Genomic DNA, 25,264 nt, shown 5'->3' on the forward strand with positions numbered 1-25,264 from the left:
CCTCGGTCGTTTCTGCGATCGGGGCTAACTTTTGAGCGGCCCTTTCATGAGTTGTTCTTTTTATGTAGCTTTCCTGTATGTTTCAGTAGGATAAATGTAGATGTTATTGAAAAATGTATATCTTTGCTTGCTATTAGAAGGAAAAGCAAATGAGGAAGTTTATGAGAAAGATCGGATTGTTGTTGATTGCCGTGATGATGATTTTACCGGCGATGGCTCAGGTTTCTTTCGGCGTACGTGCCGGAGGCGCTTATTCTTCGTTGATCCAGAAAGTGGAGGATACGTATGAGGCGGGAGCCCGCTTCGGTTTCAGCATAGCGGGTTTGGCGGATATTCCTTTGAGTAAGAATAAAAAATGGTCGCTTCGTCCTGAGGTGGCGTTCGTAAACCAAGGTGGCGCTTATTATTCGAATCAGGATATACATGGGATGGCGCTTCATAATAAATGTTGGTATTACTCTTTGCAGATACCCGTGAATGTGGCTTATACGTTTACCTTCACGGACGTTCATCTGTCCGTATTCGCCGGTCCTACCTTTGATTGGTCCTTGTTTGGCAAGATGAAGAGCCGAGAGACCAATCCGGATCTCCATTTCGGCGTATCCGAGGAGAAGGATTTGAAACCTTGCGATTTTGGCATGAACGTCGGCCTATCGGTAGAATATAGTAACTTTTTCTTTTCCGTAAGTTCCCTATGCGGCATGATAGACCGCCGTGCCTTGAAGCGTGACGGCGAGACTTCCGTTTATCAAAATAACGTGACATTCTCTTTGGGGTATTACTTCCGTAAGTGATGAGTATCTTCATAATAACTTGAAAAATAATTAGATTTGTTTGGTATTTCGGATAAAACCCGTACCTTTGCAAGCCGATTATTATCAAATTGTACTAAGAGTTTAGTTCTTAGCACGTTGTTGCATCATGTGTCCGTTGTGACAATGTTGGTAAGGCTAGTTTTTTGAGTTATTAATTAATTTAATTTTTAAGCAGTGGATACTTTAAGTTTTAAGACCATTTCTGCAAACAAGGCAACTGTAAACAAAGAGTGGGTCATTGTTGATGCTGAAGGCCAGACGTTAGGTCGCCTTTGCGCTAAAGTAGCGAAGCTTTTGCGCGGTAAGTACAAACCCAATTTCACTCCGCACGTTGACTGTGGTGATAATGTAATCATCATCAATGCAGACAAAGTCGTTCTGACTGGTAACAAGTGGAACGATCGTATTTATTTGAGATATACCGGATATCCCGGTGGACAGATCGAGTATACTCCGGCTGATCTTTTGAAGAAAGGTGGCGACCGTCTGTTCCGTAAAGTAGTAAAAGGTATGTTGCCTAAGAACCGTCTGGGTGCAAAGTTGTTGAACAACATGTACGTTTATGAGGGAACTGAGCACAAGCACGAGGCTCAACAACCTAAGTTAATCGATATAAACTCATATAAATAATCACGATGGAAGTAGTAAATGCAATAGGAAGACGTAAAGCGGCAGTCGCTCGCGTATTCGTTAGCGAAGGTACGGGAAAGATCACGATCAACAAACGTGAGCTGGAAAAATACTTTCCTTCTTCAATCCTTCAGTTTATCGTAAAGCAGCCGTTAGCAAAGTTGAACGTCGCAGAGCAATATGATATTAAGATCAACCTTGACGGTGGTGGTTTCAAAGGTCAGTCTGAGGCTGCCCGTTTGGCTATCTCTCGTGCGTTGATAAAGATTAATCCGGAAGATAAGGCTGTCTTGAGAGCGGAAGGATTCGTAACTCGCGATCCTCGTGCTGTTGAGCGTAAGAAACCGGGTCGTCCGAAAGCTCGTAAGAGATTCCAGTTCAGTAAACGTTAATGTTATTTGTGAGTCCCTTACAAGTAAAGCGAAGCGTTTAGTATCTAAATTATCGGGATTCTTTTTACATGTGGACATGCGGAAAGACTACCTGATGGTTGAAATTAAACAAAGAAAGTAAACGATTTAAGAAAAAAACAATGTCAAGAGTAAATTTTGATCAATTATTAGAGGCTGGTGTACACTTCGGACACTTAAAAAGAAAGTGGAATCCCGCTATGGCTCCTTATATCTTCATGGAGCGCAATGGTATTCATATCATTGACCTTTATAAAACAGTTGCTAAAGTAGACGAAGCCGCTGAAGTTATGAAGAACTTGGCTAAACAAGGCAAGAAAGTTCTTTTCGTGGCTACCAAAAAACAAGCTAAACAAGTTGTCGCTGATAAGGCTGCTTCCGTAGGTATGCCTTACGTTATCGAGCGCTGGCCGGGTGGTATGTTGACCAACTTCCCGACGATCCGTAAAGCTATCAAGAAGATGGCTACTATCGATAAGATGACAAAAGATGGTACATTTGATAATCTTTCTAAGAGAGAAAAACTTCAAATCACTCGCCAACGCGCTAAGTTGGAGAAGACTTTAGGTTCTATCGTAGACCTTACTCGTCTTCCGTCAGCGTTGTTCGTTGTAGACGTGATGAAAGAGCATATCGCTGTTCGCGAGGCTAACCGTTTGGGTATCCCTGTATTCGGTATGGTTGATACGAACTCTAATCCGAACAATATCGACTACGTTATCCCGGCTAACGATGACGCTACAAAGTCTGTAGAGGTTATCTTGGGCGCTATCTGCGAGGCTATGAACGAAGGCTTGCAAGAGCGTAAGGCTGAGAAAATTGACGCAGAGGCTGCTGAGGAAGCTCCGAAAAGAGAGCGTAAGGCAAAAGCTGCTGTTAAGAAAGAACGTACGAAGAAAGAAGACGACGATGCGTTGAACGCTAACGTTGCCGGTAAGTTCGCGAAAGACGAAGAATAATTCGATTGACAATTGACGTTGACAATTGACAATTAGAATACAAATACAATGGGCAGTTGGCTTTTGACAGGATTTGTCAATTGGCAACTGTCCATTGTCAATTTTTGAAAGTATAAACATTTTAAAGATAAAGGAAATAAGATTATGGCTGTAACAATGGCTGATATTACCAAGCTGCGCAAAATGAGTGGAGCTGGTATGATGGACTGTAAGAAGGCTTTGACAGAGTCTGACGGTGACATCGAGAAAGCAATGGAAATTATCCGTAAAAAAGGACAGGCTATCGCCGCTAAACGTTCTGATCGTGAGGCTGCCGAGGGTTGTGTGTTGGCTAAGAAGGATGGCGAGTTCGCCGCTATCATCGCTTTGAAGTGCGAAACGGACTTCGTGGCTAAGAATGAGGACTTCGTGGCTTTGACTCAAGCTATCTTGGACGCTGCCGTGGCTAACAAATGCCGTACTTTGGACGAGGTGAAAGCTTTGCCTATGGGCAAGGGTACTATCCAAGAAGCTGTTACGGATCGTAGTGGTATCACTGGCGAGAAAATGGAGTTGGATGGCTACTGCGTAGTTGAAGGTGCTTACACTACTGTATACAACCATATGGGTAAGAACCAACTTTGTACGATCGCCGCTTTCAACAAGGAGTCTGAGGAAGCCGCTCACAATATTGTTATGCAGATCGCCGCTATGAATCCGATTGCTATTGATGAGGCTGGTGTTCCTGAGTCTGTAAAAGAGAAAGAGATCCAGGTTGCTATCGAGAAGACGAAGGCTGAGCAGGTGCAGAAGGCTGTAGAGGCTGCATTGAAGAAGGCTGGTATTAATCCTTCGCATGTAGATAGCGAGGCTCACATGGAAAGTAACATGGATAAGGGTTGGATCACGGCAGAGGATGTAGCTAAGGCTAAAGAAATCATTGCTACTGTTTCCGCTGAGAAGGCGGCTAACTTACCTCAACAGATGATCGAGAATATCGCTAAGGGTCGTCTGGGCAAGTTCTTGAAAGAGGTTTGCTTGTTGAACCAAGAAGACATTATGGATGGCAAGAAGACTGTAAGAGAGACAATGAAGGAGATCGATCCTGAGTTACAAATCTTGGCGTTCAAACGTTTCACTTTGCGTGCTGAGTAATTGCGGTAACGTATTTGATATAAAGAAAAAGGCGATACAACTCAATGTATCGCCTTTTTTATGAAGTATAGCTTACTTGCCCATAGAAGATATACTTACTTGTCCAATGCAATATATCTTACTTTGCCAAGTAAGTATATCTGTTTAATTTTTTCTTATTTCAATGCGGCCAACGCATCCTTAATACGTTTGATCGCCTCTGCGATATTCTCATCGCTGGTAGCGTAACTCATGCGGATACACTCGGGTGCCCCGAAAGAGGTACCACCTACGCAAGCTACGTGCGCTACTTCTAAGAGATACATAGCTAAGTCATCAGCGTTGTTGATTACACGGGTTCCATCTGTCTTGCCGTAATAATAACTACATTTGGGGAATAAGTAGAAGGCGCCTTCCGGCTTATTCACCTCGAAGCCCGGAACTTCTTTCGCTAAATTAACGATTAAGTCACGACGACGTTCGAAGGCCTTACGCATTTCCTCAACGGGTTCTTGTGAGCCTGTATAAGCCGCTTCCGCCGCTTTTTGAGATACGGAGCAAGGGCCAGAGGTATATTGTCCTTGTAATTTATTAACCGCTTTCACGATCCATTCCGGTCCGGCGATGAAACCGATACGCCAGCCAGTCATCGCATACGCTTTGGAAACGCCGTTTACGATAACCGTACGGTCTTTCATTCCTTCGATAGAAGCGATGCTGTTGTGTTTACCAATATAGTTAATATGTTCGTAGATCTCATCCGCTATAACGATGATATCCGGATGTTTTTTCAATACTTCCGCTAAACCTGCCAATTCCTCGGCGCTGTAAACAGAACCCGTCGGGTTGGAGGGGGAGCAAAGGATTAACGCTTTTGTCTTAGGCGTAATAGCGGCTTCCAGCTGAGCTGGAGTGATCTTGAAATCTTGCTCGATACCAGCCGGAACGATAACGGGAGTTCCTTCCGCTAACTTCACCATCTCCGGATAGCTTACCCAGAAAGGGGCAGGGATGATAACCTCGTCCCCCGGATTTACCAATACCATGACCGTGTTACAAACGGATTGTTTGGCACCGTTTGCACAAGAGATCTGGCCTGCTGTATATTCCAGTCCATTCTCGTTCTTCAATTTGGCAACGATAGCATTACGTAATGCCGGATAACCCGCTACGGGAGAATAACGTGAGAAATTATCGTCAATCGCCTTCTTCGCGGCTTCTTTAATGAAGTCGGGAGTATTGAAATCGGGTTCTCCCACACTTAAGTTGATAACATCGATACCTTGAGCTTTCAACTCACCGCTCTTTTGTGACATCGCCAATGTTGCTGAAGGCGATAAACTCGCTAAACGATCTGAGACTTGTGTCATGACATTGCTTTTTGTATAGGTTGTTTTATTATTATGCGACAAAAGTAATCAATAATCGGAATTCTTGCAACGTTCTGATAACTATTTAATGTTATGCAGCACATGCCCCATACGTTCTTTCTTCGTTTTCATGTAGAATTCGTTGTATGGATTTGGTTTCACCTCGATAGGAACGTTCTCTACTACCTCAAGTCCGTATGCTTCCAGACCTACGCGTTTTACCGGATTATTGCTCATCAGGCGCATTTTCGTTACGCCGATATGACGTAAGATCTGTGCTCCGACACCATAATCTCGCTCATCCGCTTGATGGCCTAAATGCAAGTTCGCGTCCACCGTATCCAAACCATCCTCTTGGAGCTTGTATGCTTTCATCTTCTCCATCAATCCGATGCCTCGTCCTTCTTGGTTCAGGTAAACGATAACCCCTTTGCCTTCTTGGTCGATGCGGCGCATAGCCTCGTGCAGTTGCTCTCCGCACTCGCAACGCATGGAACCGAAGATATCACCTGTAGCGCAAGATGAGTGCACGCGTACTAAGATAGGCTCGTCTTTTTCGAATTTACCCTTTATCAAAGCTATATGCTCTAATCCATTGCTTTTCTGGCGGAAAGGAATGAGACGGAAATGTCCGTACTCGGTAGGGAGATCTACCTCTACGCCGTTCTCTACGATCGATTCGGTCCGGAGGCGATAAGCGATCAGGTCCTTGATGCAAATAATCTTGATATCGAATTTCTTGGCTACCTCAATTAATTGCGGCAGACGTGCCATGGTTCCATCCTCGTTGATGATCTCGATCAAGGCTCCGGCGGGATATAAACCGGCTAACCGGGCCAAATCCACGGCAGCCTCTGTATGACCCGCACGGCGAAGTACGCCACGAGAGCGGGCACGGAGCGGATTGATATGTCCGGGACGTCCCAGATCGGATGGCTTGGTCTTTGGATCAGCCAGCGCCAAGATCGTTTCCGCACGGTCGTACATGGAAACGCCGGTCGTACATTTCCCTCCTAATTTATCTACTGTTATCGTGAAAGGAGTACCTAGTAAAGAGGTGTTATTGGCAACTTGCATATCCAGCTCCAACTCTTGGCAACGTTCTTCCGTGATCGGGGCGCATAATACACCTCGTCCGTTTTTCAACATGAAGTTGATTTTTTCCGGGGTTACTTTCTCGGCCGCGATGATAAAGTCTCCTTCATTCTCCCGGTCCTCGTCGTCTACAACGATTAAGAACTTTCCTTCACGGAAATCCTCGATAGCTTCTTCGATGGTGTTTAATTGAATCTCGCTCATATTTATTGATTATTTATATCCGAGTTATTTTTTTAGCAAATGTAATGAATATATCATATTGATCAGCTCCTTACTGGTCTTTTGTACCATAACGATATCATGCCGTAGCAATTTACGTTGGTACGTAGCCAATAGGTAGATCGGCAATCCCAGTGGGAAGAAAATACCGATAGCCAAAGCAAGTTTCCCGTTTATATGCTTGCTTAGCTTATTATTGTAACCTCCGATGACCGGGTAGTCCATCAATTTATTCAAGAGCAAATTCTGGTCGGAATTACTTAATTCCTCCACGATATTTTCCGTGTCTTGAGCTAACAGTTCCGCTGTGTTATCTTTTCCTCCTTGTTTCCAAAATGTCAGATAATTGATCCAACGTTTATGGTTTGTCAGATAAGTCGTACTTTCTTCCACCAATTTCTCCAGTTGGGGGAGGGTGGCCTCATAATCGGGGGTGTATATGATCACCTCTTTCCGTTCCACTTTTCGCCCTTCACGCTTACCTATTAAGTTCTTCAAGGCATTCACGTAAGTGTCGGCATTCAAGATAACAGAATCTTTTACCGCTTTATAGGTTAGGAATATACCCATAGGTGTTAGGACCACGGAGCTAAGCCACATACCTTCCCATGCGTCCCAAACGCCGTCGCGTGCCATCTTGAAGCCCATATTATCTATAATATAATAGAAGATAAACAAGATTACCGAGATAACGACCGGCACGCCCAACCCTCCTTTACGGATGATGGCTCCTAAGGGCGCTCCGATAAAGAAGAACATGATGCAAGCGAACGATACCGTGAATTTCTTATGCCATTCCGTCAAGTGGCGGCGTACCTTATAGGCCTCGTCGCCAACCGTGGCCGCGCGGAAATAATAGTCGGTCTTGATATTCTCGATCGAGGATTTGGCCCGACCTAATAAGGCGGCTTGGCTACTCGCTGCTTGCGCTAGGTAAAGACTGTCGAAATCTAACTGGATGGTAGGAGTGATTACCGGCAATTTTTCCTGCCGCTCGTCTGGTTGCCCCTCGGCTTCACTCTCTTTTTTAGCCCGTAAGGACTTTAGTGTTTTTACGTATGAGGCATCGTAAATGCTTTTTGCGTTCACGTCCTTGATGCTATCCAAGCGTACGCCCATCGAATCGATAGAGGTTTGTAAATCCTTCAAGTTTTTTCCCATATATTGGTTCTGCATGAAAGATTCGTCGGTACGGTTGAAATTCGCATCGAATTCAATCAAGATATCCTTGCTGCTGAATGATTCTCGTCGATAGGGGACGGCGGTTCTCGCTTGCGTCGTGTTGGCTTGGCTTTTACCTACGTTCTCGAAAGATTCTCCGTTGAATAAAGATAGGACAAGGAATAATTTATCGGCGGATGTCTTTAGCCGTCCGGAGTCCGCTACGATTACACGGGCGTTATTGAATCCTTCCGAATAATCATAGATCATCACGTCTTTTAATAAACCGTCCTTCGGGTCCTTTTTCTTCACATATACATTGAATCCGGGAATATCTTTGTAGAATGAACCTTCCGGAATATCCAATTCCGGTGATTTCTGGCGCATGGAATATAATAATGTATATAGCTTGACTTGGACAACGGGCATTACGTTGTTTTGGAAGAAAAAGGCTCCCACGCTCACGAATAGGAGCGTTACGATCAAAGGACGCATGATATGTATCAATGATACCCCGGCAGACTTCATGGCCAGTAATTCCAGACGTTCCCCTAAATTTCCAAAAGTCATTAATGAGGCTAATAGAATAGCCAAGGGAAGTGCCATTGGGACAAGGAACAAAGCCGCATACATAAACATCTCCGCTAATACAGGGATGCCAAGGCCTTTTCCCACCATATCGTCGATGTATCGCCAAAGAAATTGCATCAACACAATAAACAGACAAATACCGAATGTCATAAGAAACAACGGCAGGAATGTCTGCAGCATAAATGTATATAATCGTTTTATTCTCAACATTGCCTAATCTGGTTGAAGTGGCAAAAGTAGTGTAAAAAACGATAACACCCCACAGATTTCTGTAAAACTACTCTAAATACCAAGCGTTCGCTTCAAATCTTCCACTTGCGAGTCCCATAAATTAATGGAATCTTTTTTCTCCCCGGGTTCGGAGAAATCCGTAATCTCAAGTGCCGTAGAACCTGTTAATTCGATTGTATGGATTATAAATTCGAAATAAGCGTTCTCATCTTCCTCGTCTACCCAGCGGTAACGGATAAAGTTCTCCGGCTTGGAGTCGATCACTGTTGCCTCTTGGGCCTCTTTACTCCATTTAAAGGTATAGAGATTATCATTTATAATGACCTCGTCGGCGAACCAAGCGGAAAGTCCCAAAGCGGTGGTTAGGTGATTCCACAGGCTTCGTCGTGAAACTTTATCGAAAATGTATTCGATATGAAACTTCTCTTTCTTCATTGTTCTTATCCTTATATTTGCCGCAAGATACGTAAAAGATTTGAAAACGACTAATTTTAATGATGAAAAAAGTATCTAATAACTAACTGTTTAGGTGGAGACCTTAAAAATTAAGCGAATTTTTTTATTGAAAATGTTGTGTAATTCAAAAATAACCCCTACTTTTGCACCGTCAATAAGAGAAACAGTGACAATAAAATGATGGCGAGATAGCTCAGCTGGTTAGAGCGCATGATTCATAATCATGAGGTCCCCGGTTCAATCCCGGGTCTCGCTACCTAGAAAAGGAGGTCGATTTTTCGATCTCCTTTTTTTATGTCCTTTTTTCTTTTGCTATCAGATGGTCTTTTGGGAGGATAAAAAAACCTGAACAATCTTTCTCGTAAACGATCTTGATTGTTCAGGCAAAATAATTATGTAACCTCGCGGTTATGTTAATTAGGTTTGCCTACATCATAATTTAAGGGTAATTATATATGTAAGCAGGGTCATAGGGTAAAATTTCGCAAATTGCTTTGCTTGATTTATAAATACAAAGATATGTATGTCTAAATGTTTTGAGTGATGGTATTTGTCTCGATAGGAGAATGTATTTCTATCATATAGATAACGCACGCCTCGGAAATCATCTGAAGCGTGCGTTTAGCATATAAAATTTAAATCTAGTTACCCTTGTTTATGTAGTGACCCTGCTGTGATTTTTATATGCTTACCCTAATGTCTGTTGCGAATATATTCATAATATTCATAGGTTGTATCTTTATTTGATCGGTATTTATATCAGCTTAGTGTGTAAAACTATCAACAGGTGGAGTGAACCTTGTGATGAAGCGGGTTTTCGTTAGTGTTTAAATAAAGTTAAGACGGTGTTCGTGTCAATATCATGGGTATTCCTATCACGGAGAATGCGGTTTTTGAGAGAAAAACAGCGCACGCCCGAAATTCTCTAATCTCGTGACGTGCGCCAAAGCATATAAAAATTGAGGGTATCTTAATTCATTGTTATATGTTGGATAACGGTTGCCCAGTCAGCAATTGTAATATTAGCCGAAACTTCTCCGGAGTACTTGAAAGTGATCTCGGTGCGTTTTCCGGGGGTTGCAGCGAATAATTCTCCATTTTTGTCTTTTTCGCTAGAAAAAATAAGATTGCCGTCCTTGTAAAGCTCTACCGTTATATTTTGAGCCGGAAAAATGGCTTGGGTTTCTGTTGTCAAATTACCTTTTTCGTCAAAAGAAGCGGGGAAAGCGAATTCAACCTCTTCTCCTGTTGGGTTGCCATTGTAGTCCAATGAGCTTTTTGTATTTTTAATTCGATATTCAAAATTTCCGGCATTACTCCCTAGATACTTGATCAGTCCTTTTGTTGAAAGCTGGAAAATTGAAGTTTTGCGAATGATTTGTAATTCGTTTGATACGGTGGATTTTGTTGAAGAGTTCTTATGAAGCGTAACTTGTCCATAGAACAAATCGCTCGGAATATTAGCTATGCCGTTATTCTCTTTTAGGCTGACTTGCAAATCGGATATAATATTGGCTTTGCTCATGTTTGAAATCTCTTCGTTTCCAGAATTGATTCCACTCCATGCGATCACGGTTATGTCATTACTGTTCGGACAGTTAATGTCTATAGCCCGGCGAGATAAAATTGTAGATTTGTTTACATTAATCTGCTCGAAGAAATCGTTGTTTTGATCGAAGACAAATAATGTAGCTCCATTCACCTCTCCCTTGGTCGTAATGTCGTTACCATCTGAATTCATTGCTTTTAATACCACGGAGAATGGTACTTCGGCTTGTTCAATAACCTCACTTGTTGTTGCTACTACGTCATTTGAATCATCCGTGCAAGCGGAGAATGACAAAACTGTTAAAATAACAGAAACCGCAAATACGCAATTTGCGAAAAAATTACCCCTTTTCATGACCCTACTTTTTATATGCTTTACCCTTAATCTAAGTGACTTGGTTTTTTTGACCGCCCCTCAACGGTCTTTCCTTATCACTACATCGCAAATGTATGTATAAAAATCATAGGTTGTATCTTTTGTGATGGGTATTTTTATCAAAAAAGTGGGTAAAACTATCATTATACCTCTATATTCCTCTGTTGATGCATGTTTCGGATGATGATTAAATAATGTTAATGGGTTTATTCCTGTCAATTTGAGTGGTAAATATATCATCGCTGGTCCTTATTGATAGCCTTGCCTCTGTTGTGTGATAGGAATGCAGTTGTTGTTAACGTCTATTAAAACGACAGTAAAAAACGTTCGTTTAAATCTTGCGTTTTCATGTGCATAAATTATGAAGTCTCATTGATAATCATGTTATTTTTTTATTATTTTTATCCAACTGAATAACTGAAATTTAAATAAAATTTTTGACCTTTGTAAGGCTGCAAAAAAGTTGAAGATAAAAACGCAAGATTTAAACGAACGTTTTTTACTGGCGTTTTATATAAATAACATCTTAATAATCAATGATATGAGATCAAAAGGTTTTAAAGCGAAATTTATGATGGCATTTTGGGGCTTGTTCGTTGAAGCTCATTATATTGCTGCGAACAATGATACAATGGAGGGCTCTCAAGGAATTCTACCTTTTATCATTTTACTGATAGTGTCCATATGTGTAATAGCTTTTTTGAGTTATTATATGTATAGGTTGAAGAAAGAGAATATTGCCAAAGGTGGTGAGCTTATGGCGAGAAACGATGAGCTTCTTCGGTCTGTCGATGCGTTAAGCGTAAAAAATCGGGAGATCCAACAAATGTTGGTCAATAAAATCCGTGAGACTGATAATTGGAATAGGGATAATGAGGTAGAACGGGAGGATTTGAAAAAGCGCCTTGAGGAAATGGAAAAGCTCCATAATTCGTTTTTTGTTGAAACGATTCATGAAATGCGTACTCCACTATCGCTTGTGCTTGGTTCGTTGAGTGAGTTGTTGCAACGTAAAAATGATATTGACTCTAGTGAAGCGACTCAATTATTGTCTGCTTACCGTAATACTTTGGCTCTTCAAGACCTTATCGAGCAATTGCGAAATACCCGTCATGGAGATGACGTGGCAAACCATCTTCGGATAGCTCGTTATGACATGATCAGTATAACAAAGCAGATTTGTGATTTATTCGTGGACTGGATAGCCATGAATAATGTGGAATTTCATATTAATACCCAAACCTCTGTTCTTTGGGTCTGGATAGATCGTCGGAAGATGGAGTTTGCCTTGCGTGTACTTTTATCTAATGCGTTAAAAAATACCTATCGCTTTGGAAAGATCTCGATCAATATTTCCGTGGTGCGCTCGAATGGCAAGGCTTATTGTTCTTTCTCTATCCAAGATGATGGGTTAGGAGAAAGCGAAAGTACCCGTTTGGGTTTGAAACAGATCGTGGATATGACAGAATCTTCCGGCGCTATTTTCGAAGGAATTTCATCGGAGGACGAGACGGGAACCCAATATACGATATTGATTCCATTGGGGAGAAGCCATTATATGGAACGTGCCGTGGAATTCATCGAGCCGGATGGTGATCTGGTAAAGCTGAATGAGATGCAGAAGGAGGAGATCGCCGAGTTGATCCAAGTTGTTCCGAAAAAGAAAGAGACCGGGAAGAAAATGTTGGTGATTGATGACAGTGATCAGATCCGTTGGTTCCTGCGTCATGTTTTTGCCAGTGAGTATCATGTTTCGGAAGCTCATAATGGCCAGGAGGGTGTAGAGATCGCGCGAGTTGAACGGCCGGATTTTATTTTATGTGACGTGATGATGCCCGTTAAAGATGGGCTTGCTACCTGTCGTGAAATCAAAGGCATCCCAGAATTAGCGCAAGTGCCGGTTGTCTTGCTAACCGCAAAGGTAGAGAGTGAGGATGTTATAGCTGGCATTGAATGTGGCGCCGATGATTATATAACCAAGCCATTCGATGTAGAGGTGTTACGAAGTAAGGTAAACAGTTTATTGAAACGTAGGGATGAGATGAGACGTTTCTATACGTCGAATTCTGTAGGTGCGCATCCCGAGGGAGAGAAAACGGTAAAGAAAGATGATTCCCCTTCCAATCTTTTTATGGATGCGGTTATCTCAACGATCGAGAAACATTTGGATGACCCTAGTTTTGAGGCGAAGATTTTGGCGGATTCTTTAAACATGAGTCTCCCTACATTATATAGAAAGATAAAACTCTACTCGGATAGTAGTATATTGGAGCTTACCCGTATGGTACGTTTGAAGAAAGCCGCCGAGCTGATCAGTATGCAGCGATACTCTATCCAAGAGGTTTCGGAAATGGTCGGCTTCAACGATACCGCCACTTTCCGTAAGCGTTTTACGGAACAATACGGCGTCACTCCTTCACAGTATCTGCCGGGTAAGAATTAATCGTTTTGCCATTTCCCGAATAATCGTCGGGGAATGGCAAAATTTTTTATTTGTTTTTTGAAACGATATTTTTCAACCTCTTTTTGATAGCCTTACAACGGTGCTAATCAGCCCGAAAATATCCCGAATGAAAATTTATAGTTTTACCTCTTATTTATGAAAGTAACACCTATTTACTTTTTTTTATCGTCCAAATACCTTTGCAATGTCATTAACGAACAACAGATTGGTCATGGGGAAGATTTGAACAAAGAGTTCTTGTTATGTGACTGAAAACTTAAAAAGCAATTGAGAAAGAAAGGTTTATATAAAAGATTTATTAACTCATAAAATTATATGTATATGAAACTTAGAAATTTATTATTCGGGACAATGATCGCTTGCGTGTTCGCGGCGTGTTCAAACGAGGATGATCCTATCCCTAGCGTGGATCCGACACCGGAGACAGGGATTGCGGATCTTACAGTTGTGGTAAAGAATTTGGCAAAGAATACACAGACAAAAGCTGCTGATGATTCTAATGCTAAAGAGGGCGAAACTGCGATTCACAATTTGTTTGTGGTACTTTATAATGAGGATGGGACATTCTTGCAAGTTAGTGATATTACTGCTAATAAGGATGAAGAGCAAACTAATTCAAACAATGAGATTCAGTTTAAGGGATTAAAGGCTGGTGCTTCTTATCGTGCGTTGGCTTTCGCTAATGTCCCCAAAGAGGCTCTTACTGCAACTGCTAACTCTTTTGATTTGACATCTGCTTACTATGTCTTAACCGGTGCAGAAGCGAATGGATTGCCTATGAGTAGTGGAATTAGTCCAGTATTCACTCTTGCTGAAGGTGAAAATTATTATGGTTACTCAAACGCTACAGGAGGAAACAGTATTGAATCTGGAAAACCTTTAGGATTAATTAGAAATGTGGCTCGTGTGGAATTGAGTGCTCTTTCTTTGGATATGACTCAAGTCAAGGTTAATAATAGTCAAAAATACAAATCAGGAACAATTAAGTTTGTGCCTAAAGATGTTTTTGTATTACATGGTCGTAAAAAAGCGAATGTGGCAGACCAAAGCATAAGTAATACTGCGTGGTTCAATCTGCCAGATAAGGTTTGGGGTAATATTGCCGCTACTTATGAAACAGCTAATAGTGATGATTATTATTCCGGAACCAACTCTAGTAACTCATTCGGCCGTTTTGCTGGAACTGTCGATGCTGCTAATTATATAAAGGCATTGAGTACAGCAGAAACAACATATACTCAGAATTGGGATGGTACTGCTATTACCGGAAGTAAAGCAATTACTCTTGCTAATTCTTTATATTTTTATGTGTTGCCTAATGATCAGACAAAAGCGGCCAGAGAACAAGAAGATCCGGAAGAAGAAGGCCAGGCTTTCGTCTTGGATAAAACAACTTTGGCATCCGAATTGGTAATCAGTGGTGAAGTTTATATAAAAGCTATAATGAACGATAACACATCTTGGACATTCGGCGAAGAGAGTACTCCTGTATTGCGCTATTGGCCGATAAAGATTGGTATCGATGGATTAGATAGTGAAGACACATATTATGGTCAGGTACATAGAAACGTGGTTTATAACATTTCCGCTACTATCGCAGGTAATGGTTATGCAGATCCTACTCTTCCTAAGGGGGATCCTACAGCTGACTTGTTTGTAAAGACAATGGTTATGAACTGGGGTACAGCCACTCAAGCTCCTGTTATCGAATAATACTTATTCTTTGAATAATAATCAAAAGGCATTCTCTATCAACAGGGAATGCCTTTTTTGTTATAAATATAATATGTCAATGCCCGTTGGCAAAGTTAGAAAGTCAAAAGATTTATGTTTAAGAAGTTGTTCTCTCCGGACACGCCCCAGATGCCATTCTATGTGTAAATAATCCAAATCATCTACCATATCTACCATTATTTATGTAATCTTTTGATTGTAAATAATTTATCTTGTGGTGGTAGATAGTGAACATCTACCACTACAAACTTCGATCTACCATCATTAGGTTACCGGAAAGATTAGCACGAACAATTACTACTAACGATAAATAATGTATAACATTCTGCATTTCAATAAATAATAGTTTTTTGCATAGAAAAAACAAAAGTTTTGCTATAGAGAAACTTTTGTTTCTTTAGTATGAAATAAAAGTTTCTTCAGTATGAAACCACTAACTTCACCTATTGAAACTCTTATTGGCTTTAATCCCTTTGTCTGTCTCTTATAAAATCGTATAATACTAAATATACGAGTCCGCAAGCTTGGGAAGTGATTTTTTTGCGTTTCCCGTAAGCGTCTCCGCGATGCCGTCTTTTTTCATAATTATCCATATCCTACCTTTGTGCTCAAAAAAAATGGAGAGCAACTTACTCTTTTCTCGCATAATAGAAGATTATAAAAATCACTTGCGTGAATCCTATGACAATTATTTAAGTTTCGAGGCATTTTGTGCTCCCTATCACATCCGTGTAAAAAATATCCGCCAGTGGATGTGGCGTCATGGTCTAACAGTCAGTACCTTTTATTATAGCGTACTACTGGAGAAGTACAACTCTGACCCTGACTTCATACTTCCCTCCCCGGCCGGAAGTAGAAAGAATGTTTCCAGCCATACAGGTAAAACCCATACTTATACATCTTCCTCACCGCAAGCGATAAAAGGCATTTGTATCACATTCCCTGACGGTATTGTGATTAACATCCGTCAGACTACCGCTTCCGAGCTTACTAAACTCATCGATTCCTACAACAAACTAAATGACCGTAACCATGTTCAGCCTAAATGAATCCCTCGTTTACTATCTCTATCCCCGTTATATCACAGCGGGCAAGGGGATTGAATGCCTTTATGAGCTTATTCGTTCCCAGATGGGAGCCGATTCCCTGAACGGGGATGTATATCTGTTTTTCCTTAAAAAATGTCACTTAAAAATGAAAATATGAGCAAAACATAGAGAATGTACTGACCATCAGTGGTGTTTGGCATAAAGTGGCTTCAAGTGGCATAAGTAGTGAAGACATGGTCTGAGCAGAATATAGAAGTTGTTATGCTTCCAAACCATTACCTCGTATCAAATGCACTTTTAACACTAACTTCCTATTTTTCTGCGTTCTGCGTAGGTTTGCGTTCTGCCCTTATGACTCTCATGATTTAATTTTGCACCAAACAAAAAGCAAGGATTATGAGAAGTACATTTAAGACTGTCTTCTATGTAAATGGAAGCAAAGAGAAGAGTGGAATTGTCCCTATCATGGGACGGGTTACCATCAATGGGACGATTGCTCAGTTCAGTTGTAAACAGAGTATATCCAAGGAGTTATGGGATGCCAAAGCTAATCGGGCTAAAGGTAAGAGCCGTAAGTCTATGGATGTTAATCATGCGCTTGATAATATCAAGGCGCAGATAGCAAAGCATTACCAGCGGCTTTCTGACCGGGAGGCATTTGTAACTGCCGAAATGGTACGCAATGCCTATCAAGGTATCGGCACAGAGTATGAAACGGTGTTACGTGCCTTTGATAAGATGAATGCGGATTTTGCCAAACGTGTTGGGAAAGACCGTTCGGAGCGTACATACCGTAAATATCTTACCGTAAGGAAATATGTCGCCGAATTTATGAAAAACCATTATAAGCGTTCGGATATGGGGATGAATGAACTGACGGAAGAGTTTATCCATGATTATTGTCTGTATCTACGTAACGAGGTCGGACTTGCCCAATCTTCCGTATGGATATATTCCATACCATTGAAGCATATCGTAACTTCCGCTCATTACCACGGGAAGATACCGAGAAATCCATTTGCACAATATCATGTGAATCCTGACCATAAGGAACGTGGCTTCTTGACAGAGAACGAAATCAAAGCCATGAGTACAATCGAATTGGAAAATGCCAATTTCGCTATTGCAAGGGACATTTTTATTTTCGGATGCTGGACGGGTATATCATTCGTGGACATCAAAAATCTCACCACAGACAATATCGTGGAACTGAATGGCTCACGTTGGATTGTATCCAAAAGGCAGAAAACAGGTGTGCCGTTTCAAATCAAGCTGATGGACATTCCCGCTCAAATAATTGAGCGAAATAAGCCATTCAGAAATGGTAAGAATTTGTTCAACATAAATTCTTACGACATGGTAAATAGGCGCATCAAGACTGTGGCAAAAATGTGTGGAATAGAAAAGAACATTTCATTTCACCTGAGCCGGCATTCCTTCGCTGTTTTAGCCCTTAATTATGGTATGCCAATAGAAAGTGTCAGCAAAATACTCGGACATACAAATATCACTACTACGCAGATTTATGCAAAAGTGACCAACACGAAACTTGAAAACGACATTTCTGCTTTTGAAGATAAGGTTAGCGGACATTTCACCATATAAAGAATGGCTTATGAAAAGAAGTATTATAACAATGAGTGAATCCGGCAATATCATAATGCCGGACAATGTCACAGACATTTGGATGAGCGAACAGGAACTTGGCGATTTATTCGGAGTAATTGCCCCCACATTCCGAGCTTCCATCAGAGCCATATATAAAAGTGGAGCATTGAAAGAATACGAGGTTCAGAAGTATATCAGATTGGAAAACGGCTATCATGCAAATGTATTCAGTCTCACGATGATAGTTGCGCTTGCTTTCCGTATCAATAGTTTCGGTGCGGAACAAATGCGCAATGCCATTCTTAAAAGGATGTACTTGCGAAAAGAGAAAACAACCTTCTTCTTTTCGCTGGGCAGTAACGGGACAAAGGCTTCTAATTATCAGGCATAAAATCCAATAATGTGACGACATGAAATCATGAAACCGACAAATCTTTATCTGTCAATTGATTGCTGATAAAACACTCAGTTGGTAAAACGTATTAGTATTCAGTTGAACTAACGTATTGCTGTTTTACCAATAATACGTATTACCAACAAAAGCCCGAAGAAGCAGACCTGTAACGGATGCTTTTTCGGGTTTGCTTTATATGCTCTTTACCTGCTTCCTGTGCAATTCGCAGCAAGTTTTTCATTCCGTGTAAATTTTGCGCCGTTCTGCTGTGATTTGCTTATCAGGCTTTCGCGTGACTTGCCGTAGCTTTGCACTTGATTAACTATTAACGATTTAAGCGAAATGTAAATGACAAAAACAAAGAACGAAAAGGAGGAGTTTATCCGAGTGGGTACAACCCTCTACAAGTTAGTGAACCAGCCCCGTCTGAACGGTGGCTATGTGAGGAAACGCATTGTGTGGAACAACGAGACACTACGGCAGGACTATGGCAAGGACTATCTCGCCACCGTGCCGAAGTATGACGGTTTCTGTACAGTCCCAAACCATGTGGATTATCGTCCCGTGGTGGACAAGTTTCTCAACCTCTATGAGCCGATAGAGCATTGTCCACAGCAAGGCGAGTTTCCCTGCATCCAATCATTGGTTCGCCACATTTTCGGGGAGCAATACGAGTTAGGAATGGACTATCTGCAACTGCTCTACCTGCAACCCGTACAAAAACTGCCCATCCTGCTGTTGGTATCGGAAGAACGCAATACGGGCAAGAGCACGTTCCTGAACTTTCTGAAAGCCCTCTTTCAGAACAATGTCACGTTCAACACCAACGAGGACTTCCGCAGCCAGTTCAATTCCGATTGGGCAGGAAAACTCCTTATCGTGGTGGATGAAGTGCTGCTCAACCGCAGGGAGGACAGCGAGCGGTTGAAGAACCTCAGTACAACTCTATCCTATAAAGTGGAAGCCAAAGGCAAAGACCGTGACGAGATAGCGTTCTTTGCCAAGTTTGTGCTGTGCTCCAACAACGAGTATCTGCCCGTAATCATAGATGCAGGAGAAACACGCTATTGGGTACGCAAGATAGACCGCTTGCAGTCCGATGATACCGACTTCCTGCAAAAGCTGAAAGCGGAGATACCTGCCTTTCTCCATTTCCTGCAACACAGACAGCTATCCACCGAAAAAGAAAGCCGTATGTGGTTTGCACCCTCGTTGTTGCATACCGAAGCCTTGCGGAAGATTATCCGCAGCAACCGCAACCGATTGGAGATAGAGATACACGAACTTATCCTTGACATCATGGACAGTGTCGGTACGGACACATTCTCGTTCTGTTACAACGACCTTCTTCTTTTGCTGGTACACTCACAGGTAAAGGTGGAGAAGTACCAAGTACGGAAAGTGCTGCAAGAGTGTTGGAAACTTACTCCGGCATCCAACGGACTTACCTATACGACCTACCAATTTAATTACAATCGGGAGTGCCGTTATGAGCCGATTAAGAGAGTTGGACGGTTCTATACAGTCACAAGGAAGCAACTTGACTCCCTGTAACATCATTCTTTTTTTGTTGAATTGTTGAATAAGTATATAACCATGCTGAAAACAAACAACATACACTCTCAACAAATGCTCAACAATCGAAAAGAAATGTTGAGAAAACAACAGCATCCTTTGTTGGATTCTCTTTTTGTGAGTGGTTTGTTGAGAAGATGTTGAGGAAATAAAGCCTTAACATACAGCATAATATATGTGTCATTCATCAAATCAACATTATTACACTCATCATCAAATCCGTAGAAAGAATAAACCATGAACATCCAAGAAGCAAAACAAATCAGAATTGCAGACTATCTGCAAAGTTTGGGCTACACGCCCGTCAAACAGCAAGGCAACAGCCTTTGGTACAAATCACCATTCCGGGAGGAAACGGAAGCCTCGTTCAAAGTGAACACCGACCGTAACCTGTGGTTCGATTACGGGCTTGGCAAAGGCGGTAACATCATCGCTTTGGCAGAGGAACTATACGCATCCGACTATGTGCCCTACTTGCTCAACAAGATAGCGGAGCGAGTACCGCACATCCGTTCCGTATCTTTCTCTTTTCGCCAGCAAGCATCCGAACCGAGTTTCCAGCATTTGGAGGTGGGAGAACTTACCCATCCTGCATTGCTCCGTTATTTGCAGGAAAGGGGAATAAACATCAACTTGGCAAGGCTGGAATGTAAGGAGCTGCACTTCATCCATAACGGCAAGCCCTATTTCGCCATCGGCTTTCCCAATGTTGCCGGAGGATATGAAGTGCGTAACCGTTTTTTCAAGGGTTGCATCGCACCCAAAGACATCAGTTATATACGCCAGCAAGGAGAACAGCAAGAGAAGTGTCTCGTGTTCGAGGGTATGATGGACTATCTGTCCTTCCTCACGTTGCGGATGAAGAACTGCCCGACCATGCCCAATCTTGATGGGCAGGATTATGTCGTTCTCAATTCGGTTGCCAATGTTTCCAAAGCAATGGATGTGCTGCATGGGTACGAGCGCATCCACTGCCTGCTTGACAATGACGAGGCTGGAAGAAATGCCTACTTGGAATTGGCAAGAGAGTTCAGCGGTCGTATCAGGGACTTCTCCGACAACTACAACGGACATAAAGACCTGAACGATTACCTATGCGGTAAGTGGCAGAATGTAACCGTTAATCCACCTCCACGAACCATCGTAAAACCCAAAAAGAAAGGACTTGGATTATAGCACCTTGAACAAGAAAAACGTGAGATGCTCAAAACTCATTCCATAAGGATTGGGAGGTAGCAAGTTTGTGTTTCGGGCGTACCGAAACCGCTTGCTACCCACTTCCCAAGTTTCGGAAGATGGCATCCCGTTGGTCTATACAGTATAATCAGTAACAGAATTAGAAGAAACGAAATATGGAACAGAACAAGGAACGTAACAAGGGTGGTCGCCCCAAGAAGGAAGCGACCGAGAAACTGAAATACCGTGTCGCGGTGAAGATGGCGACAGCCGACTACTACCGTCTGCTGACACGGGCGCATGAGGCTGGTGTATCACCGAGTGAATATATGAGGGGGTGTTTCCGGAACGGTCATGTGAAAGAACGACTGTCTGAGGAACACGCCGGATACATCCGCCAACTCTGTGGCATGGCGAACAATCTCAACCAGCTTGCGCACAAGGCTAACGCCGGAGGCTTCCACGATGAACGGTGGGACTGCAAGGTGGCAGTGGCAAGGATTCACGAACTCTTAACCAAGATAGGGATATGATGGCGAAAATCGTAAAGGGAAGCGACTTCAAGGGTGTGGTGGATTATATCCTTGATAAAGGAAAGAATGCCCAAGTTGTCGCATATGATGGCTTGTTTATGGAGAACAAGGAAACCATTGCCATGAGTTTCAATGCCCAGTCGCTGATGAACGGCAATGTGGCGAAACCTGTCGGGCATATCGCATTGAGTTTTTCCAAAGAGGATGAGCCACGTCTGACGAACTGTGTCATGGGAGGTATCGCACTTGAATATATGGAACGGATGGGAATCAAGGACACGCAGTTCTTCATCGCCCGTCATTTCGACAAGGAGCATCCGCACGTGCATATCGCCTTCAACCGCATAGACAACAACGGCAATACCATATCCGACAGGCACGAGCGTCTGCGCAGTACCCGTATCTGCAAGGAACTAACCTTGATATATGGCTTGCACATGGCAAACGGGAAGGAGAATGTCAAACGCAACCGATTGAAAGAGCCGGATAAGACAAAGTACGAGCTTTACGACATCCTTAAAACGGAAGTCGGCATATGTGGAAACTGGGGCGTGCTTGTCGCAAATCTAAAACGGCAAGGAGTGGAAGTGCATTTCAGCCACAGAGGACAGACGGACGAGATACAAGGCGTAGTGTTCACCAAGAACGGCTACCACTTCAACGGGTCCAAGGTGGATAGGCGTTTCAGCTATTCCAAGATTGACGCAGCTTTGCAGAGTAACAGATGCAGGGAACGGAAAGGAATGATGACCAACGAATATGAAGTTGCTACACCAAGTACACCATCCAGCATAGCACAAAGTGAGTTCTTCAACGGTTCATTGGGATTGCTGAACGGTAGTGATTCTTCTTGCAACGCTGCTGATGTAGAAGCCAATCAGGAAATGGCAGAGATACTTCGTAGAAAGAAGAAACGCAAACGAGGAATGAGATTGTAACAACCATAGAACATAGTCCGGTGGAAAATTTCATCGGCGACTATATTATAATCGGACGTTCGGGATTATGTGCGAAAGATGAAATCCATCCGAACGGGATAAAAACAAAACAAAGAGATAAGGGTGAATTATTGGATTGTATTCGCTCTTATCTCTTTTCGACTAAAGATAAGTTAAAATGATACTGCACAAATAAAAATAATTGGAAACACTTGCGCATTCCGAAATATGTTCGTAATTTTGCGAACAACAAACAACACCGTGAAAATGGATAATAAAGAATATACTACAACTCAAGAGCAACTTGCCCGGTTCGCCAAAGCAATGGGACATCCAGCGAGAATGGCAATTCTTGAATTTCTGATAAAGCAAAATACGTGTTTTTTCGGAGATATACATGAGGTACTGCCGATTTCTAAAGCAACTGTTTCTCAGCATCTGAAAGAGCTGAAAGATGCAGGATTGATACAGGGAGAAATAGAAACTCCCAAAGTAAAATACTGCATCAACCGTGAAAATTGGAAGATTGCCTCTATGCTCTTCACCGAATTTTTTGGGCAATGCCTGTGCGAAAAAGAAAGATGTTGCAAGTAATCGCAATTCTTTTTTATCCCAAATGTTCGTTGTTTTACGAAATACAAACATAAGTTTAATCAAATAAAAGAAGAAGTATGAACAAACTGATTTTGGCTTTTGTCGTTTGCTTCGGACTGACCGCTTGCGGAAACAACGATGCAAAAAAGAACGACACTGTGAAAGTGGAACAGACACAATCACAAGAAGTGAACAACCGTGTGGAAATTCTGTATTTTCACGGTAAACAGAGATGTGCCACCTGTATGGCGATAGAGAAAAACGCCAAAGAAGTCATTGAAGCACAATTCGCAGAAGAAATTAAGAACGGTACTGTGGTTTTCAAGGCAATTGACATTTCCAAACCGGAGAATGAAAAGATTGCCGAGAAATACGAGGTTACATGGTCTTCCTTGTTCATCAGCAAGTGGATAGACGGGAAAGAAACCTATGAGAACCTTACCGAATATGCCTTTGCCAATGCTCGTAAGAACCCAGATGCATTCAAAAGCGAGATAAATAGTAAAATCCGAACCGCCTTGAAATAATCATATATGGACTGGCTACAGACTTTATTGGATAGCAGCACAACACCGACACTGACGGCATTCCTGTTAGGATTACTTACAGCGGTATCGCCTTGTCCGTTGGCTACAAATATAGCGGCAATCGGTTTTATAAGCAAAGACATCAAGAACAGGCAACGCATCTTTCGTAACGGTCTTTTATACACCTTGGGTCGTGTCATCGCCTATACCGTATTAGGTGTCATCTTGATTCTTATACTGAAAGAAGGGGCAAGTCTGTTCGGTATCCAGAAATTCATAGGCAAATATGGAGAATTGATTCTCGGTCCGGCATTACTTCTGACCGGGATGTTCATTCTATTCGGTAACAAACTCAAATTGCCCTCTTTCGGATTCAAAGGTAATGGTGAAAGCCTGGCACGAAAGGGTGGTTGGGGAGCATTGGCTCTTGGAATGCTGTTCGCTATGGCATTCTGCCCTACAAGCGGTGTGTTCTATTTCGGTATGCTGATACCGATGTCTGCCACAGCAACGATGGGTTATCTGTTGCCGATATTGTTTGCCATTGCTACGGCATTGCCTGTTTTGGTGGTCGCTTGGATATTGGCGTTCAGTGTCCAGCACATCGGCAGTTTCTACGGCAAGATGCAGACCGTACAGAAATGGCTGAATGGAATTGTTGGTTGCCTGTTCGTAGGAATAGGAGTATATTATTGTATCGTAATGTTTTAATTAACCAAGGATGCAATGAACACTTTGATAGAAACATTAAAATACTTCGTGTTTATCACGGCAGAATTGATAGCACTGTTCCTGCTGATCAGTGCGGTTGTCGAAATAATACTGATGTATATTCCGCAAGACAAAATCAAGCAATGGCTTTCTGGACGTGGAATCTTAGGCAATGTCATGGCAGCAGGATTCGGGGCACTCACCCCATTTTGCGCCTGTTCCACCATTCCGATGACAGTCGGTTTCCTCAATGCCGGAGTTCCTTTTGGAAGTACCATGTCATTCCTTATAGCTTCTCCGCTGCTCAATCCTATAATAATAGGAATGTTGGGGGCAATGGTCGGTGTAAAGGCGATGCTTGCATATTTCATTATTGCTTTCGCCGCCTCGGTCCTGTTCGGTGTGGTATTGGAAAAAATGGGGATGCAGAAGTATGTGAAAAACGTACGTCTCCGTAACGAACATAACGTAGGCAGTGAGGACAAAAGACAATGGACTATAAAGCGTAAACTGAGAGAAGCATTCGTTTCGGCTTGGGACAGTCTGCGCCCTATTTTAGGTTACTTGTTAATTGGAGTCGCACTCGGAGCAGGGATATACGGCTATATGCCACAAGATTTTGTGCTGAAGATAGCCGGACCAGACAATCTGTTTGCCATTCCTATCGCAGCCGTATTGGGCATACCGTTGTATATCCGTGCTGAAACGGCAATCCCTATCGGGGTCGCACTGATGGCTAAGGGTATGAGCATCGGCACTGTGATAGCGTTGGTTATTGGCGGTGCAGGTATGGCAATTCCGGAAATGACAATGCTTGCAAGCATTTTCCGTAAGAAATTGGTCGCAACGATTGTCGTTGTAATATTCCTTACGGCTGTAATTACAGGTTATTTATTTAACATATTATTGTAAGACAATTAAATATCAAAAGAATATGGAAACAAAAAAAGAAAACAAAAAAGGATTCTGGGCTTCATTATTCTC

At 42.3% G+C, this 25,264-nt stretch carries 23 protein-coding genes and 1 tRNA gene; 19 read left to right on the forward strand and 5 right to left on the reverse strand.

Annotation, left to right across the window (positions count from 1 at the left end):
• Positions 1-161 precede the first annotated feature (161 nt).
• From BDI_RS17420 to tsf, 5 genes are all read left to right on the forward strand, one after another.
• Entirely contained in the window at positions 162-794 is a 633-nt protein-coding gene (locus tag BDI_RS17420) for a porin family protein (protein WP_005859488.1), read from the forward strand.
• Positions 795-989: 195 nt separating this feature from the next.
• Positions 990-1,445, forward strand: coding sequence for a 50S ribosomal protein L13 (gene rplM / locus BDI_RS17425; protein WP_005859486.1), 456 nt, complete (start codon positions 990-992; stop codon positions 1,443-1,445).
• 5 nt (positions 1,446-1,450) lie between these two features.
• Positions 1,451-1,837: a 30S ribosomal protein S9 gene (gene rpsI / locus BDI_RS17430; RefSeq protein WP_005859484.1), complete on the forward strand. Its 387-nt coding sequence runs from the start codon at positions 1,451-1,453 to the stop codon at positions 1,835-1,837.
• Between the two features lie 140 nt (positions 1,838-1,977).
• Positions 1,978-2,814 carry a 30S ribosomal protein S2 gene (gene rpsB, locus BDI_RS17435; RefSeq protein WP_005859482.1) on the forward strand — a complete coding sequence of 279 codons (837 nt, stop codon included), beginning with the start codon at positions 1,978-1,980 and terminating at the stop codon, positions 2,812-2,814.
• 144 nt (positions 2,815-2,958) lie between these two features.
• On the forward strand, positions 2,959-3,948 hold the full coding sequence (gene tsf / locus BDI_RS17440) for a translation elongation factor Ts (protein ID WP_005859480.1): 990 nt from the start codon (positions 2,959-2,961) through the stop codon (positions 3,946-3,948).
• 155 nt (positions 3,949-4,103) lie between these two features.
• Here tsf and BDI_RS17445 read toward each other — a convergent pair whose 3' ends face one another.
• The 4 genes from BDI_RS17445 to BDI_RS17460 all read right to left on the reverse strand — a co-directional run bounded on the left by BDI_RS17445 (position 4,104) and on the right by BDI_RS17460 (position 9,032).
• The gene (locus BDI_RS17445; RefSeq protein ID WP_005859478.1) at positions 4,104-5,297 is read right to left on the reverse strand and encodes a pyridoxal phosphate-dependent aminotransferase; all 1,194 of its coding nucleotides are present in this window, start codon (positions 5,295-5,297) and stop codon (positions 4,104-4,106) included.
• An 81-nt stretch (positions 5,298-5,378) separates the two neighbouring features.
• Positions 5,379-6,596, reverse strand: a complete 1,218-nt coding sequence (locus tag BDI_RS17450; protein ID WP_005859476.1) for a bifunctional 3,4-dihydroxy-2-butanone-4-phosphate synthase/GTP cyclohydrolase II — start codon at positions 6,594-6,596, stop codon at positions 5,379-5,381.
• 24 nt (positions 6,597-6,620) lie between these two features.
• Complete coding sequence (locus BDI_RS17455; protein WP_049762373.1) at positions 6,621-8,546, reverse strand: LptF/LptG family permease; 1,926 nt, start codon at positions 8,544-8,546, stop codon at positions 6,621-6,623.
• A 102-nt stretch (positions 8,547-8,648) separates the two neighbouring features.
• The gene (locus BDI_RS17460; protein ID WP_005859472.1) at positions 8,649-9,032 is read right to left on the reverse strand and encodes an START-like domain-containing protein; all 384 of its coding nucleotides are present in this window, start codon (positions 9,030-9,032) and stop codon (positions 8,649-8,651) included.
• Between the two features lie 203 nt (positions 9,033-9,235).
• Here BDI_RS17460 and BDI_RS17465 point away from each other — a divergent pair.
• Positions 9,236-9,309 (forward strand) — tRNA-Met (locus BDI_RS17465).
• A 714-nt stretch (positions 9,310-10,023) separates the two neighbouring features.
• Here BDI_RS17465 and BDI_RS17470 read toward each other — a convergent pair.
• Positions 10,024-10,956 carry a FimB/Mfa2 family fimbrial subunit gene (locus BDI_RS17470; protein ID WP_005859470.1) on the reverse strand — a complete coding sequence of 311 codons (933 nt, stop codon included), beginning with the start codon at positions 10,954-10,956 and terminating at the stop codon, positions 10,024-10,026.
• A gap of 562 nt (positions 10,957-11,518) precedes the next feature.
• Here BDI_RS17470 and BDI_RS17475 point away from each other — a divergent pair.
• The 13 genes from BDI_RS17475 to BDI_RS17540 all read left to right on the forward strand — a co-directional run bounded on the left by BDI_RS17475 (position 11,519) and on the right by BDI_RS17540 (position 25,192).
• Complete coding sequence (locus BDI_RS17475; protein WP_011967341.1) at positions 11,519-13,420, forward strand: hybrid sensor histidine kinase/response regulator transcription factor; 1,902 nt, start codon at positions 11,519-11,521, stop codon at positions 13,418-13,420.
• 342 nt (positions 13,421-13,762) lie between these two features.
• A complete protein-coding gene (locus tag BDI_RS17480; RefSeq protein ID WP_011967342.1) occupies positions 13,763-15,154 on the forward strand; it encodes a fimbrial protein in 1,392 nt (463 codons plus the stop codon).
• Positions 15,155-15,792: 638 nt separating this feature from the next.
• Complete coding sequence (locus BDI_RS17485; protein WP_041525617.1) at positions 15,793-16,224, forward strand: hypothetical protein; 432 nt, start codon at positions 15,793-15,795, stop codon at positions 16,222-16,224.
• A gap of 393 nt (positions 16,225-16,617) precedes the next feature.
• A complete protein-coding gene (locus BDI_RS17495; RefSeq protein WP_041525618.1) occupies positions 16,618-17,829 on the forward strand; it encodes a site-specific integrase in 1,212 nt (403 codons plus the stop codon).
• Positions 17,830-17,839: 10 nt separating this feature from the next.
• The gene (locus BDI_RS17500; RefSeq protein ID WP_011967345.1) at positions 17,840-18,223 is read left to right on the forward strand and encodes a hypothetical protein; all 384 of its coding nucleotides are present in this window, start codon (positions 17,840-17,842) and stop codon (positions 18,221-18,223) included.
• Positions 18,224-18,574: 351 nt separating this feature from the next.
• A complete protein-coding gene (locus BDI_RS17505) occupies positions 18,575-19,780 on the forward strand; it encodes a primase-helicase family protein (RefSeq protein WP_011967346.1) in 1,206 nt (401 codons plus the stop codon).
• Positions 19,781-20,038: 258 nt separating this feature from the next.
• A complete protein-coding gene (locus BDI_RS17510; protein ID WP_011967347.1) occupies positions 20,039-20,977 on the forward strand; it encodes a toprim domain-containing protein in 939 nt (312 codons plus the stop codon).
• A 176-nt stretch (positions 20,978-21,153) separates the two neighbouring features.
• Entirely contained in the window at positions 21,154-21,510 is a 357-nt protein-coding gene (locus tag BDI_RS17515; protein WP_011967348.1) for a MobC family plasmid mobilization relaxosome protein, read from the forward strand.
• Positions 21,507-22,448, forward strand: coding sequence for a relaxase/mobilization nuclease domain-containing protein (locus tag BDI_RS17520; protein ID WP_011967349.1), 942 nt, complete (start codon positions 21,507-21,509; stop codon positions 22,446-22,448). Before BDI_RS17515 ends, BDI_RS17520 begins: the two co-directional genes overlap by 4 nt.
• A gap of 267 nt (positions 22,449-22,715) precedes the next feature.
• On the forward strand, positions 22,716-23,042 hold the full coding sequence (locus BDI_RS17525; protein ID WP_041525699.1) for an ArsR/SmtB family transcription factor: 327 nt from the start codon (positions 22,716-22,718) through the stop codon (positions 23,040-23,042).
• 77 nt (positions 23,043-23,119) lie between these two features.
• On the forward strand, positions 23,120-23,569 hold the full coding sequence (locus tag BDI_RS17530; RefSeq protein ID WP_011967351.1) for a nitrophenyl compound nitroreductase subunit ArsF family protein: 450 nt from the start codon (positions 23,120-23,122) through the stop codon (positions 23,567-23,569).
• 6 nt (positions 23,570-23,575) lie between these two features.
• Positions 23,576-24,280 carry an aromatic aminobenezylarsenical efflux permease ArsG family transporter gene (locus BDI_RS17535; protein ID WP_011967352.1) on the forward strand — a complete coding sequence of 235 codons (705 nt, stop codon included), beginning with the start codon at positions 23,576-23,578 and terminating at the stop codon, positions 24,278-24,280.
• Positions 24,281-24,295: 15 nt separating this feature from the next.
• Positions 24,296-25,192 carry a permease gene (locus BDI_RS17540; RefSeq protein WP_011967353.1) on the forward strand — a complete coding sequence of 299 codons (897 nt, stop codon included), beginning with the start codon at positions 24,296-24,298 and terminating at the stop codon, positions 25,190-25,192.
• Positions 25,193-25,264 lie beyond the last annotated feature (72 nt).

Origin of the sequence: Parabacteroides distasonis ATCC 8503, from assembly GCF_000012845.1 — a bacterium.
Classification (GTDB): Bacteria; Bacteroidota; Bacteroidia; order Bacteroidales; family Tannerellaceae; genus Parabacteroides; species Parabacteroides distasonis.